This window comes from Paenibacillus sp. JT22N12, assembly GCF_056269365.1.
In genome coordinates this window covers 55,245-69,276 of sequence record NZ_JBWDNU010000001.1, presented here as the reverse complement: position 1 = coordinate 69,276, position 14,032 = coordinate 55,245, and the positions used below count along the sequence as shown (strand labels likewise).

Annotated in this window: 10 protein-coding genes; all 10 read left to right on the top strand. The window is 50.5% G+C overall.

Going from position 1 to position 14,032, the window contains the following annotated elements; translation table 11 throughout:
* Positions 1-20: 20 nt before the first annotated feature.
* The 10 genes from AC0YOA_RS00250 to AC0YOA_RS00205 all read left to right on the top strand — a co-directional run bounded on the left by AC0YOA_RS00250 (position 21) and on the right by AC0YOA_RS00205 (position 14,020).
* Positions 21-1,787: a sensor histidine kinase gene (locus AC0YOA_RS00250; protein ID WP_475784893.1), complete on the top strand. Its 1,767-nt coding sequence runs from the start codon at positions 21-23 to the stop codon at positions 1,785-1,787.
* Positions 1,784-2,575, top strand: coding sequence for a response regulator transcription factor (locus AC0YOA_RS00245; protein WP_475784892.1), 792 nt, complete (start codon positions 1,784-1,786; stop codon positions 2,573-2,575). Before AC0YOA_RS00250 ends, AC0YOA_RS00245 begins: the two co-directional genes overlap by 4 nt.
* Before the next feature lie 167 nt (positions 2,576-2,742).
* The gene (locus AC0YOA_RS00240) at positions 2,743-4,500 is read left to right on the top strand and encodes an extracellular solute-binding protein (RefSeq protein WP_475784891.1); all 1,758 of its coding nucleotides are present in this window, start codon (positions 2,743-2,745) and stop codon (positions 4,498-4,500) included.
* Between the two features lie 68 nt (positions 4,501-4,568).
* Positions 4,569-5,528, top strand: a complete 960-nt coding sequence (locus tag AC0YOA_RS00235; protein ID WP_475784890.1) for an ABC transporter permease — start codon at positions 4,569-4,571, stop codon at positions 5,526-5,528.
* A gap of 12 nt (positions 5,529-5,540) precedes the next feature.
* Entirely contained in the window at positions 5,541-6,410 is an 870-nt protein-coding gene (locus AC0YOA_RS00230; RefSeq protein WP_475784889.1) for a carbohydrate ABC transporter permease, read from the top strand.
* Positions 6,411-6,437: 27 nt separating this feature from the next.
* On the top strand, positions 6,438-8,045 hold the full coding sequence (locus AC0YOA_RS00225; protein ID WP_475784888.1) for a gamma-glutamyltransferase family protein: 1,608 nt from the start codon (positions 6,438-6,440) through the stop codon (positions 8,043-8,045).
* A gap of 143 nt (positions 8,046-8,188) precedes the next feature.
* Complete coding sequence (locus AC0YOA_RS00220) at positions 8,189-9,952, top strand: sensor histidine kinase (RefSeq protein ID WP_475784887.1); 1,764 nt, start codon at positions 8,189-8,191, stop codon at positions 9,950-9,952.
* Positions 9,937-11,115: a response regulator gene (locus AC0YOA_RS00215; protein WP_475784886.1), complete on the top strand. Its 1,179-nt coding sequence runs from the start codon at positions 9,937-9,939 to the stop codon at positions 11,113-11,115. Before AC0YOA_RS00220 ends, AC0YOA_RS00215 begins: the two co-directional genes overlap by 16 nt.
* A 114-nt stretch (positions 11,116-11,229) precedes the next feature.
* Positions 11,230-12,939 carry an extracellular solute-binding protein gene (locus AC0YOA_RS00210; protein WP_475784885.1) on the top strand — a complete coding sequence of 570 codons (1,710 nt, stop codon included), beginning with the start codon at positions 11,230-11,232 and terminating at the stop codon, positions 12,937-12,939.
* Positions 12,940-13,069: 130 nt separating this feature from the next.
* Positions 13,070-14,020: an ABC transporter permease gene (locus tag AC0YOA_RS00205; RefSeq protein ID WP_475784884.1), complete on the top strand. Its 951-nt coding sequence runs from the start codon at positions 13,070-13,072 to the stop codon at positions 14,018-14,020.
* Positions 14,021-14,032 lie beyond the last annotated feature (12 nt).

Genomic DNA, 14,032 nt, shown 5'->3' with positions numbered 1-14,032 from the left:
CAAAATGGGGAGGCTGGGCGATGAAACAAAGTCTGCTGCGCAAGATGATTACCGGGTATGTCATCGTTATCCTCATTCCGACGCTGTCCGTCGGGTGGATCTTCTATCAGCAGATGTACCGGAATATCAAGAACAGTTATGCGATGAATCAGCAGGAAGTTGCCGCACAGGTGGCGGCGAATGTGGATGTGAAGCTGGCACAGGTTCAGTCCTTGTATTTTTTGCTTCAGTTCAACCGCGAGCTGATCGAATTCCTGTCGGGAGACATCCGTTCAGAGAAGGAGCAGCTCAATCATTTTATCCGCCATATTCGTCCATTGCTTTCATACGCGGCATTGGGAAATTCAATTGTCAATTCGATTACCGTCTATAAGGAAGATGACAGCTTGCTCTCGTTCCGGCCTGAGATTATCTCATTGAAGGAATCGGAACGGGATATCCGTGCGGCTCTTCAAGCGAATGACAATTTGCCGCTGGACCGTGGTAAATGGTACTACCAGATTGACAGCAGCAGTGAGATCAGTTGGTACTATTACCGGAAACTGTATGACAACAATTTTTCCGGCAAGGTCGGTTTGATCGAGGTGGAGCTGAAAGGCCCTTCGATTCTGGAGCCGTTCGAAGGGATCAAACCGGGAACAGGTGGAGGCCTGTACCTGGTCGATTCCTCCGGCAAGGCCGTTTATGAGCAGAGCCGGAATAGTCCGCACGAGGACATCATCCACGGTGAGATCGCTGTTTTGTCTGGAAAGGAAGGCGGTTACAGCTTTTTTCGTTCCGAAGGAAGGGATATGCTCGCCACCAAAGTTCCGCTTCGAGAGTTTGAATTGTCTGCGATTATTATTACCCCCGTTGAGAATGCGTATGGGCTGAAGTCTGGATATCGTTATGGGATGCTGGGAATCGTCTTTCTGCTCCTGCTGATTCTGTCCTTCGCCTATTATTTGTTTTCATTGTCCGTAAGCCGCCGGATATTGAAGCTTGCACGCCACTTGAGGATAACCCCCTTGCGGATTCCCGCTCTATATGACGGAAAGATATACACGGATGAAATCGGCCTTCTCGCCGCCTCTTTCAATTCGATGATCGGCCGTATTCACGAACTCGTGCAATCGGTGGCCAATGCCGAAATCAAACAAAAGGAAGCGGCGTTTCTCGCTTTGCAGGCTCAAATACAGCCGCACTTTATCTTCAACACGCTCGAGACGATCAGATCGCGCGCCGAAGCCAATGGAGATGCAGACATTGAAGATATGTCCTGCACGCTGGGGCAGCTCATTCGCTACAGCATCTCTCCGAATCGCTCCGATGCCACACTTGCGGATGAAATCCGAAATGTGGAGAACTATCTGAAAATCCAGCGCATCAGGTTTGGACCCCGATTGTCGTACAATCTGCCCGATTTTGCCGATGTGCCGTCTGTTCCTTGTCCGAAATACATTCTGCAGCCTCTCGTCGAAAACAGCATCCGCCACGGAATATCCAACCGCCGGAGACCGGGGATTGTAACTGTCGCCATTCAACAGGACGAGGACAGTTATTGGGTGAGGATCACTGATAACGGCGCGGGGATTCTTCAAGATAGGCTGAACAAGCTGCGGCGAATGTTGGACAGCGGGAACATGGAGGCCGATTTCAACAGCGCGGGCCATGGAATCGGCCTGCTCAATGTACACCAGAGAATCCAAAGCTATTACGGTTTTTCCTCGGGCATCCTGCTCGAGAGCGGGGGAGATAAAGGTGCCGTCTGCATGATTCGAATATGCAAAGGAGGGATACCTTCATGATCGTGATGGTGGTGGAGGATGAGCCGGAAATTCTGCAATCGCTGATGCGGATGATAGCCAGTCAGATCGAAATAGTCTCATCGGTCATTGGAGCAGAGGATAGCTTCGAAGCGCTGGATAAAATGCGGACCGTTTCGCCGGATCTGCTCGTTACGGATATTCATATGCCGGAAATGACGGGACTTGAGCTGATCGACAAGGCCAAGCGGCTTGGCAAGTGCGGGCGATTCGCCATTTTGACAGGCTATAGCGATTTTGCATACGCCCGGCAGGCAATTCGGTTGTCTGTGGAAGATTATTTGCTCAAGCCCGTAAACAGGGAAGAACTCTTCAGACTTCTTCGGAACGTATATGGTCACCTTCATCCAGCAAGGGAAATGAAATCGAAACCGCAATCCGGGCTGCGTCCCGTAGAGATGCACGTCAGAGCGGGGGAAGAAATGCCGGCAGGCAGAGCCGTGCAAAAAGCGCTGGCATACATCAACCAGCATTATACGGAGGATCTTGCGCTGGAGCAGGTGGCTGAAGCGGCCAACGTTCATCCCAACTATCTGGTCCACCTGCTCAAAAAGGAAAGGGGAGTAACCTTTCTCCACTATCTGCAGCGAATTCGGGTGGACATGGCAGTTCAGCTTCTGACATGCGGCGAAATGCTCACAGTAGCGGAAATCGGTAGAATGGTCGGGTTTGAGAACACCCGCAATTTCTTCAAAGTGTTCAAGCGCCATGAAGGGGTGGCTCCGGGTCAATATCGGATGCAGCACGCGCTCCCTCCGGAGCATCTTTAGATCGGACATCTATTCTTCAGAATGGCCTCTTTCATCAGATGAAACAGCATATTAAACTATTTTTAACATACTGAACACAATATCCGGTACTAAAACACATCCGGGAAGGCAGGTCGCAGAACTGAAAATCGCTTAATCGGTATGTAAACTCGAAAGGAGGATTATTCATGACAAAAAAACTTGGGCAGGTTCCCGGACTGATCATGCTCCTCGCGTTCTGTGTGCTGCTTCTCCCCGCCTGCACGTCGAGCCCGAACGAGCCGGAAGCAAACGCTCAGCCTGAGAGCGGCGGGGAAGGAACAACGCAGACGGCGGGAGGTGAAGCGGATCGAGAGCTCTACACCATCAAGATCTTCATCGATAGCGGAAACGCACAGGCTGCATCGGTCATTAAACGCAGTGATGAAACGCCGGTCGGCAAGATTATTAAGGAGAAGTTTAATATCGTCTTCGAGTATGTGCCTTTCAGCGGCAATTACATCGACAAACTGAACCTTATGCTTGCCGGAGGCGATTATCCCGAACTGCTCCGGATAGAGGGGCAGACTACTGTCGAGAAATACATTGCTGCCGGAGCGCTTCTCCCGCTTGACGATTACATCAGGAGTTCGCCGAACTTCAGCAATTTGTACAAGGATGCGCTCCCTTTCTGGCGAATGGCCGGAAACGGCAAGGTATACAACTGGAACTACGGGCTGCCCATTGACGCTTCGCTTAATCCCGAGAATAACGACATTTTGATCCGGCGTGATATTCTCGAGGAAGCGGGCTGGCCGGAAATACTGTCCACCGATGATTATGTGAAGCTCATATCGGGCGCAATGAAGAAGCATCCCGAGACGAACGGCAAGAAAACGATCGGCCTGGCTGCTGCGTTCGGCGAGTCTTACGGCATTCTGGGCATCTCTACGGCGATGACCGAAAAGGGCGGTCGATATATCAAGGTCGGCAGCCGGACCGCGTTGTGGGATGCGATCGATAACAAGTTCGTCGACCAGTTCTTGAATGAGTATAATATCGACGGCTACCGTTTCTTTAATCAATTGTACCGGGAAGGCGCCTTTGATAAGGAAAGCTTTACCGACAAAGTGGATCAGGTCGTAGCCAAAATGCAGGATGGGCGCGCGCTGGCTGTCTGGTATTCAGCCGGTCTGGCAACATCGGTCAACCTTGCGTTTGAGAATGCCGGGACACCGCAATATGAATATATCAATATGCCGATCAAATCGCCGAAGCAGATCGAACGGGGCGACGAGCGCATTTATCTGTCGGGCTTGACCAGAGCCTTCGACCAGGTGGGCATTACCAAGAACGCGAAGCATCCGGAGCGGATCTTTGAACTGGTTGAATGGGCAAGCTCGACGGAAGGACAGCTGCTGCTGCAAAGCGGTATCGAAGGTGTGCATTACACGATCGAGGATGGCAAACGGGTACCGACGGAAGCATTCAGAGAAGGCGTCAGGGAGGACACGCTTTATACGGCCAAGCAAGGTATCGGCATGCTGCCCTTGCTGGGATTGGTCAACGCCGGGTCGCCGACTGATGGCCAGCATTTCTCCCTGCTGAGCATCCAGTCGGTAAAAGATGACCTGCTGCCGAAGGGCGTTATGGACGCCTACAGGGCGATGGGCTGGAAAACGTCGAAGGATTGGTGGTTCGAGAACGGCAAGGAAGTGAAGATCGGCCTGGCGCCAAGCATCGTTATCGATCCTACGACCCCGCTTGGTGCAACCGAGCAGAAAATGATCGATCAGCGGGTTAAGAATACGGCACAGCTGATCATGACCGAAAGCGATGCGGAATTTGATAAGATGCTTGAAAATATTAAAGCCGCCTATGAAAAACTGAATCCGAAAGAGGTTATCGACTCTTACAATCAGATGTACACGGACGGCATGAAGGAACTGGAAAAGTACAAGCAGTAACGTAAAAGGAATAACGGTGACAGCGGGTATCGAATCCGGTACCCGTCGATCCTATTAAGGAGGCGCCAATGGCCAAAGCGACTTTGCTCGAATCAGGAACGCAATACGTTTCTTCGCGCCGGCTGGTCATAAAGCTTCGACGGCAGAAGTACCTTTTTCTGATGCTGATCCCCGGTCTGATCGTCGTCTTCACGTTCAGTTACCTCACGCTGGCAGGATGGATTATGGCGTTCAAAGATTACCGGGTCGGTCTCAATTTGTGGAAGGCGGAGTGGACGGGATTCTATCAGTTCAAGTCATTTCTGATGCAAAGCGGCGATTATATCTATTTGCTGCGCAATACGCTTGCGATGAATATATCCATGCTGCTGGTAAATCTGATTGCCGCCTTCCTGTTTGCGGTTCTTATCAACGAGATCCGGTCGGGATGGTTTTCACGGCTCGTTCAGACCCTGTCATTCTTTCCTTTCTTTGTCTCATGGGTGATCGTGTACGCCATCATGCACTCGCTGTTCGCCGTCTCGACCGGAGCCGTCAATCTTAGCCTTGTGAATCTCGGCGTGTTGAATGAAGGTCTGGATCTGCTTGGGAGCCCGCGCTATGCCTGGCTGCTGGCAATCGGCATCATGCTGTGGAAGACGCTCGGCTATAACGGCGTCATATTTATCGCAGCCATTGCGTCGATTGATGCGGATCAATACGAGGCCGCTGATATGGACGGAGCGACCCGGTTTCAAAAAATCATGCATATTACCATTCCCAACCTGCTGCCCACACTGATCGTTCTGCTCATCATTAACAGCGGATGGATTCTGAATTCCAATTTCGAGTTCTACTTCTTATTTACGAATCCGACGAACTGGTCGAAGATGGAGGTTCTGGATATGTATATTTATAAAAACGGCCTGCAGTTAACGAACTATTCTTACGCGACAGCGGTTGGCATCATCAAGACATTGGTCAGCATTCTCATTGTCATGGGTGTCAACATACTTTCCAGAAAGACGACCGGCAAATCCATCATGTAAAGGAGGATGAACATGAAACGATGGCAAAGCAGCCTCCTGTTCGATGCGGCCAATTATCTCTTCATGCTCGCCCTTATTTTTATCATGTTTTACCCTTTTCTGTATATTGTCAGCTATTCGCTCAGTACGCCTTCCCGGCTTCCCGAAGGACTGTTGTTTTGGCCGGCGGGCTTCTCAGCCGACTCGTACCGCGCGGCACTGGAGAATCCCGATATGCTGCATGGCATCCTTATTTCCGCCTTGCGCACGGTTATCGGTCCGCTTGTAATGGTTGCCGTAACCTCCATGGTCGCTTATACGTTGACCCGGCAGGATCTTGTAGGCGTGAAGTTTTTCCGCAAGTTTTTTGTACTTACCATGTATTTCAGCAGCGGACTTATTCCGATGTATATTTTGGCCCAAACGCTGCATTTGACCGGCAGCTTTTGGGTATATATCCTTCCCGAAGCGGTTGTCATTTTCTATATGATTCTTATTAAAACCTATATCGAAAGCCTGCCCAGGGAGCTGGAGGAATCGGCTCTGATCGATGGGGCCAACGATCTGTATCTGTATTGGCGGATCATATTCCCGGTATGCGCACCGGTCATGGCGGCGGTTACCCTGTTCGCAGCCGTGCAGCAGTGGAATTCGTTCATCGATACGGAGATCTATAACGCCATGTCTCCTGAAAACCATACCCTTCAGTATCTGCTTTACCTGACGGTTTCGGCGCAATCGGGCAGCGACCAGCAAATGCAGAACGAGTTCGCCAATCAGGTGACGCCTCAAACGCTGAAGATGGCCGTGACGGTAATTACCGTGCTGCCGATTGCGCTGGTCTATCCGATGCTGCAGCGTTTCTTCACTAAAGGGTTGTTAATTGGTTCCATTAAAGGGTAGATTACTTTGAACAAAGGGGAGATTATCGTGACAGCTCGAAATGCCCCATACGATTTTCCGTCAAGGCGCAGTACGATATACGCAGCGGAAGGCATGGTGTCCACCTCGAACCCGCTTGCGGCGCAGGCGGGATTGGAGATGCTGAAGAAAGGCGGTAATGCGGTGGATGCGGCGGTTGCGGCGGCAACCGCGCTTGTGGCGGTGGAGCCGAACAATAATGGTATCGGAAGCGATACCTTTGCGCTCCTGTGGACCGGCGGCAAGCTTCATGGTCTCAACTCCAGCGGGCCTGCACCGGCGGCCATTTCGCTTGAAGAGCTGACGAACAAGGGCCATGATGTGATGCCTGCTTTCGGTGTCGTCCCGGTAACGGTCCCCGGAGCGCCTGCGGCTTGGGCCGAGCTCTCGGGAAGATTCGGCCGTTTGCCGCTTGCCGAGAGCATGGCTCCTGCAATCGCTTATGCCGAGAACGGCTTTCCGGTTTCTCCATTAACGGCAGCTGCATGGCGGCAAGCTGCGGCTATGTACGGCAGAGCCGGCATTCCCGAAGTGCGGACCTGGTTTGACACGTTTACGATCGGGGGGGAAGCGCCCGGAGCCGGCAGCTTGTTTCGCTACCGCGACATGGGAACCACTCTGCGCAGTATCGCGGAAACCGGCGCGAAGTCCTTTTATCAAGGCGATTACGCGGACCGGATCGACCGGTTCATGAAGGAGCATGGCGGATATTTGCGCAAATGCGATTTGGAGGCTTATGCGCCGGAATGGGTCGAACCGATATCCGTTTCGTACCGCGGCTGCGAGATATGGGAGATTCCGCCCAACGGCCAAGGGCTTGTCGCATTAATGGCGCTCAACCTGCTGAAAGGCTTTGAATTTGATCGGCCGTATACCGTGGATACGCTGCACAAGCAGTTCGAGGCCATCAAATTGGCTTATACCGATGGCAAGGCCTTTATCACGGATCCGCGTGATATGAAGGTCAGCGTCAGCGACCTGCTCTCCGATGCTTATGCAGACGAGCGGCGGAAGCTGATTGGCGATAAGGCGCTCCTGCCCGCCCCGGGCCGCCCGCCGAAAGGAGGGACGGTTTATCTTTGCACAGCGGACAGGGAAGGCAGCATGGTATCTCTCATCCAAAGCAATTACATTGGCTTCGGATCTGGCGTGGTCATTCCCGGAACGGGCATCAGTCTGCAGAACCGGGGCCATAACTTCTCACTGGACCCGGCGCATGACAACTGTCTGCGGCCTGGCAAACGGACCTTCCATACCATCATTCCAGGATTCATTTCGCGGGGAGGCAAGCCGCTGGCACCGTTCGGCGTCGTTGGCGGTTTTATGCAGCCGCAGGGACATGTTCAGACGGTGATGAATATGGTTGATTTCGGTATGGACCCGCAGCAGGCGCTCGATGCCAGCCGTTGGCAGTGGATGAGCGAGCGAACCTTTCACATGGAAGGCTCGCTTCCGCCTGAAACAGTGAGCGCCCTGCTTGAAAAAGGACATCAGTTGTCCGTTGGCCTTCCATTGAACGGAGGCTTCGGCAGGGGGAACATAATCCAGCGCCTGCCCGGGGGCGTGTTTGCCGGCGGATGCGATCCCCGTTCCGACGGTGCGGTCGCAGGCTGGTAGACAGCTCATCGAAACCCTTCCCTGCTTGATCCTGGACACGGGCAAGTACGTAAAGCTCTGCTATATAAAAAGCGCATGATGACGACTGGAGCAGGGGGCCGTATCATGCGCTATTTGCATAGGTTGGAGGCACGGTATAGAAGATGAATCTCATTACGAAAGCGATCCTTTTCATTCTAGTCCTGATGCTGCCGATTATTGTGATTTATACATTTTCGCAGCAGGAAAGCTCGAACGTCGTCGGAGAGCAAGTCGATCTTGTCAACAAAAACAGGCTGTCATATTACCTGAACCAGCTGGATAGCACGGTCGACCAGGCTTCTTTTTTTTCCATCCTCCTCATGAATGATCCTGATATGATCTATTTCGCAACCCGCTATCCCGCTGATAGCGGGTACGATCGGTATGTCGTCCTCAAAACGATCGAAGAGAAGCTGGGACTGTTCAGCGGAGCGGTCGCCAATAAGTGGAACAGCAGGATTACCATTTATTTTCCTCCTTCCCGCACGGTCGTTTCCTCGTATTCACCGGTTGTCAAGTATGATGAGCATGAGATAGGAAAAAGGCTTGCCAACGGATGGACGTATCAAAAAATTTCCGTGAACGGCGCCGAGAAAGGCTCTTTGACCCGTATTTTTTTAAAACCCAATACTTCATTGCATAAGGCATTTTCAAGTCCATATTTAATTGAAATCAATTTGTTTCTTGAGAATATCTCCGCGCTGCTGGACACGTTTAAAACCGAGGGCATCAATGATCCATTCTACTATCATTCTCCCGAGCAGTATGTCCTTAACAGCTCTTCAAACCGGAACGTGACCAAAGAAATCATGAGCAGATTAGACAATGCCACTCCTGTGAATGAACCGGTGGTGCAGGAAGTAGAAGGTAAAAAATATCGCGTCTACATGATGGCATCCACGCGTATGGACTGGACTCTGATCGATTATATTCCGCTTGCGGAAATTATTGAACCTTTAACAACGAGCAGGAATCTGTTCTATTCCACCGTTGCGATTCTGATGCTGGTGGGTATATTCGCCGCTTTATTATTATATTTTCACATTCAGGTTCCCGTCAGGCTGCTCACAAACGGCGTTCAGCAATTCAAGAGCGGGAAATATTCCACCCGTTTGCCAATTGAAACAAATAGTGATTTTCGCCTGTTGTTTCAAAGCTTTAACGGGATGGCGTCTGAAATTCAGCGTCTGATTGAGAAGGTGTACGTAGCGGAGATCCGATCCAGGGAAGCAATGATGAAGCAGCTTCAGTCCCAGATCAATCCTCATTTTTTATATAATTGCTTCGCGTTTATTGTGAGTATGGCTAAGCTTAAGAAAACCGAAACAGTAGTCGAGATGGGCCACAGTCTGGCGGATTATTACAAGTATGTAACCCATAACGAACAATTGGTGACCAGTGTCAGAGAGGAAATCGCGTTCGTTATCATTTACCTTGATATTATGAACCTGCAGTTAACCAAGTTTGTATACGATATTCAACTGCAACCTTCCATGAACGAATTAATAATCCCGAGATTGCTCATTCAACCGATTGTGGAAAATGCGATTGTTCACGGCCTGGAACCCAAGCTTGGAGAAGGGACGATCCTGATCACAGGAATCAGGCTTCACGGCAAATACATCATAACGGTGGAGGATGACGGCGTTGGTCTAGACGAAGAAGGAATTGCATGGTTAAACGATTCTGTCATACAGCCGGAGAAGCAAGGAACGAGCACGGGAATGTGGAATGTGCAGCAGCGTCTATCTCATTATTTCGGCGAGGGGTCCAGGCTGCAGATCGGCGCATCTTCTCTGGGGGGCCTGAAGGTACAATTGTCCTGGACCCAACGAAGCTGCAAGATTAAGGAGAAGGAAGGTGAGAGTGGATGTATACGATACTAATCGTCGATGATCACAAGCATATTGTCGATAGTATGTGCACCACTATACATTGGGAGGCCATGAACATTCTGAGCATTCATAAGGCTTATTCCGCTGTAGAGGCCTTCGAAATCATCAAGACAACGCAGATTCACATTCTGCTGACGGATATCCGCATGCCCGGAATGTCCGGGCTGGAATTAATCGAACGGGCACAGCGGCTGCTGCCGTATCTTCAATGTATTCTGCTGACGGGCTATGCCCAGTTCGAATACGCCAGGAAAGCAGTTGAGCTAAGAGCGGTCGACTATTTGATCAAGCCGGTCCGGGATGAAGAAATTTGCAGAGTTATCGGAAAAATTACCGAGCAACTGGAAGAATCGAGTGTTTCGATAAAGAAAAACAGATGGATCCGGCAGAATCTGCCGCTGCTGAAATCCGGGTTTCCGGGCGAGCCGATAGAGGGTAGGCCGGTCAACGGAAGCCGCTTCAGTTCTGTGAGTTCGCCACCCCCCCAGAAGCTGGATTCATTAAAAACGGTCATTCAGCCCCCCACGCTTATGCAGCTCATAGAATCCAATCATATGAGCGGAGTGGGCGACAAACTGGAATCTATTTTCAAGGAGATAGATACAAAATGGCCATGCTCCCGCACCCATTTAACGGAAGCTTATTTTCACATCATCGGCGGATTCGTCCATCTGGCGCACAAGAATGGCGTGATGCTGGAGGAAATTACGGGCAATCATAACATTTCCGGGCGTGCGGCCCTGTTCCGCAGCCTGCAGCATTTAAAGGAATGGTCGATGCTGATCTATTCCCTGTTGAAGGAACATATTCAACCGACCGAGCAGTCCGCTTCCCATATCAAAATAATCGAGGGCATCCATTCGTATATTAAAGAGCACTTGGCAGATAATGTTACGCTTGCCGCAATTGCGGATCATGTTTATTTTCATCCGGGCTATTTATCAAAAATATACAAGGAAGCGACGGGGATCAATATAAGCGACTTTATCTTGGCAGAGCGAATGGAGAAGGCCCGTCTATTATTGGAGGAAAGTCATATGAAAATTTACGAGATTACCAAAAAAGTCGGCTATCAAAGCGTTCAGCATTTCATCCGGGAATTTAAAAAGTATTACGGCATCACACCCAAAAATTATCGCTGCCGGCCCGACTAACGTAAATCATCTCCTGAATTGCCGTTCATCTTTCTGAACATCCCATCATTTTATTCCTCCACGGACTGTTCCATAATTTAAGAGTACACCATTTCAAAACAAAGGAGGATTTGCATGAGTAATATTCGCAAGTGGTTGTCATTAACGATGATGTTTACAATGGTCATCGTGTTGCTTGCAGGATGCACCGGCGGGGACAACAAGGCAGAAGATATCGATACAGGCGAGACTCCTGCCCCATCCGGGACCGGCACAACAACCGGAAATTCTGACGGCGAAGGCACAGTTGAGGGGAATTCCACCGGGACGGAATCGTACATGTTTAAAAAATACGAAGCACCGGTGACGATTACATCGGCACAAGCATTACGCGAAAGCGATACACTCCTTCCAGGCGATACGCCGGAGGATAATCCGATGAGTCGTTGGTTGAGAGACAATATGGGCGTTACACTTAAATACAAGTGGTTATTAACGGACCAGAATGACGCCCTGGCGACTAAGATCCGCTTGGCGCTTGCAAGCGGCGAAGAATTGCCCGACGTGCTTTATATTTCGGATACGGTATTGATGAACGAGTTGATCGATGCCGGACGGCTGGAGCCGATTGACGAGGCATATGAAAAATATGCTACGGATCGCATGAGAGAATCCTATGAGAAAAACCCGGAGGTTTGGCGTTATGTAGAAAAAGACGGCAAGAAATGGGGACTGCCGCAAATTTCCGACGGCATCGTCGGCGACCCGATTATGTGGGTCCGGCAGGACTGGCTGGATGCTGTAGGCATGAAAGCGCCGACGACCCTGGAAGAAGTGGAGGCGACTCTCGCAGCGTTCAAGCAGAAATATCCGGACAAAACGCCACTGGCTTTCTCAGGTAAGAACGGTCTCGCCGGGTATATGGGGGACGTGCACTTCATGTTCGGTCAGACCCAGCCCTATATCTGGGATAAAGGGGAAGACGGGAAACTGCGTTACGGCGCCGTTCAACCGACTGTAAAAGATGGTCTGCTGAAATTAAAAGACTTTTATGCAAGCGGCTACATTCATCCGGAATTCGGAGCGCATGACGAGCAGAAGGCTGCTTCTCTATTTACATCAGGTGAAGCCGGTATGCTCTTCGGCCCTGGATGGATGGGAGGCTGGCCGCTATCCGATACGGAAGTGAATGTGCCTGGCGCGGTAGTGAAACCGTATCCGCTGCCTTCGGGCGTCGATGGAACGATCGGACGGACAGGTTCCGCTCTTTCTTATGGCACCTACGTATTCCGCAAAGGGTTTGAATATATGGATGCCGCGTTCCATTATTGGGATATCAGCCTGGGTGTTCAACTGGAGGATCCGAACAGCCCGTTCGCCAATGGCTATGCCGAAGGCTACGATTACATTATGGTCGATGGGAAGCCGCAGTGGGATTTCCCGGACAAACCAACTACGGAGATCGGAAATTATCAATTGTTGGGTTCCGGGAATACGCCGCCGGGTATGATTCAAGGACCGAGCATTTATGAACGTGTGGCAAAAGGCCAGATCGAAAGCGTCTACGAGAAAAAATTGGCTGCCGGAACGGGCAAATTGGTGGTGGACGGCTTTACAGCCGCTCTGTCTCAGCCGAATATCGCCCGGCGAAACCAATTCATTGGCGCTCCAACGGAAACGATGGGTGAGAAGTGGACGCTGCTCAAAAAAATGGAATTAGAGACGTTTTTGAAAATTATTTACAATAAAGCGGACGCAAACGCATTCGACGAATTCGTGGAAGACTGGAAGGCGCAGGGCGGAGATAAAATTACGGAAGAAGTAAATGAGTGGTACCAGCCGTAAAAGAATGAAGGCTGCGGATCTTTGAATGCGGTGGGTGGGGCGCTTCTGTCCCAATCCGCCAGCATTCAAGCTTTTAGAAGTCCGGCGAATTATGGGCGGACAATGATAATCGAAGATGGAGCGGATCGCAATGAGTGAGCCTGTTGTACCTGCAACGATGAAAAGCCCGGCAAGACAAACCCTTTCGCAGCGGATGAATTGGACGCGCACCTGGCAGCTTCATTTGTTCCTGCTGCCCTCGGTCATTCTGCTTTTTGTGTACAGCTATATACCGATGGGCGGAATTATGATTGCCTTTCAGGATTACAAGGCGTATACAGGTTTTTTTCATTCGGATTGGGTGGGATTGGAGCACTTTCAAAGCATGTTTGCAAATGAAGAAATCATTACGATTATTTGGAATACACTATTTATCGCAATCGGTAAAATGATTTTAGGCTGGATTACGCCGCTGGTGTTTGCCTTGCTATTAAACGAAGTCAAGATTATGTTCTTTAAAAGAACCATTCAGTCGTTGGTGTATCTTCCTCATTTTATGTCATGGGTTATCCTAGCCGGGATACTGACCGATATGCTTTCCCAATCCGGGCTCATCAATCAGTTCATGTCCGGCATCGGACTGCCAGCCGTGTTTTTCCTAGGGGATGGCGACTGGTTCCGCTTTACCATGATCTTCAGCGATGTCTGGAAGGAGTTCGGATTCGGCACCATAATTTATCTGGCCGCACTTGCGGGCGTCAATCCTTCGCTTTATGAAGCGGCGGAAATCGACGGTGCGAGCCGGTGGAAGCAAACCGTTCACGTTACACTGCCTTCCATCATGCCTGTGGGAATAATCATTGCGACATTGTCGCTCGGAAACATCATGAACGCAGGCTTTGACCAGGTATTTAACATGATTAATCCTCTGGTTGCGGATAAAGGAGAAATCATCGATACGTATGTATACGCGGTCGGATTGCAGCAGGGAGCGTTCAGTCTTGCGACAGCGGTGGGACTGTTCAAATCAGTCGTTTCCTTTATTCTGATTGCGGTAACGTACCGTATGGCCACTAAATATGCCAATTACCGCATCTTTTAAAGGAGGGAAGCA

What these genes read in the sequence shown, in the direction of transcription:
- AC0YOA_RS00215 (WP_475784886.1), top strand. Translation starts at nt 9,937, where the DNA reads ATGTATACGATACTAATCGTCGATGATCACAAGCATATTGTCGATAGT.
- AC0YOA_RS00210 (WP_475784885.1), top strand. Translation starts at nt 11,230, where the DNA reads ATGAGTAATATTCGCAAGTGGTTGTCATTAACGATGATGTTTACAATG.
- AC0YOA_RS00220 (WP_475784887.1), top strand. Translation starts at nt 8,189, where the DNA reads ATGAATCTCATTACGAAAGCGATCCTTTTCATTCTAGTCCTGATGCTG.
- AC0YOA_RS00230 (WP_475784889.1), top strand. Translation starts at nt 5,541, where the DNA reads ATGAAACGATGGCAAAGCAGCCTCCTGTTCGATGCGGCCAATTATCTC.
- AC0YOA_RS00235 (WP_475784890.1), top strand. Translation starts at nt 4,569, where the DNA reads ATGGCCAAAGCGACTTTGCTCGAATCAGGAACGCAATACGTTTCTTCG.
- AC0YOA_RS00250 (WP_475784893.1), top strand. Translation starts at nt 21, where the DNA reads ATGAAACAAAGTCTGCTGCGCAAGATGATTACCGGGTATGTCATCGTT.
- AC0YOA_RS00205 (WP_475784884.1), top strand. Translation starts at nt 13,070, where the DNA reads ATGAGTGAGCCTGTTGTACCTGCAACGATGAAAAGCCCGGCAAGACAA.
- AC0YOA_RS00245 (WP_475784892.1), top strand. Translation starts at nt 1,784, where the DNA reads ATGATCGTGATGGTGGTGGAGGATGAGCCGGAAATTCTGCAATCGCTG.
- AC0YOA_RS00240 (WP_475784891.1), top strand. Translation starts at nt 2,743, where the DNA reads ATGACAAAAAAACTTGGGCAGGTTCCCGGACTGATCATGCTCCTCGCG.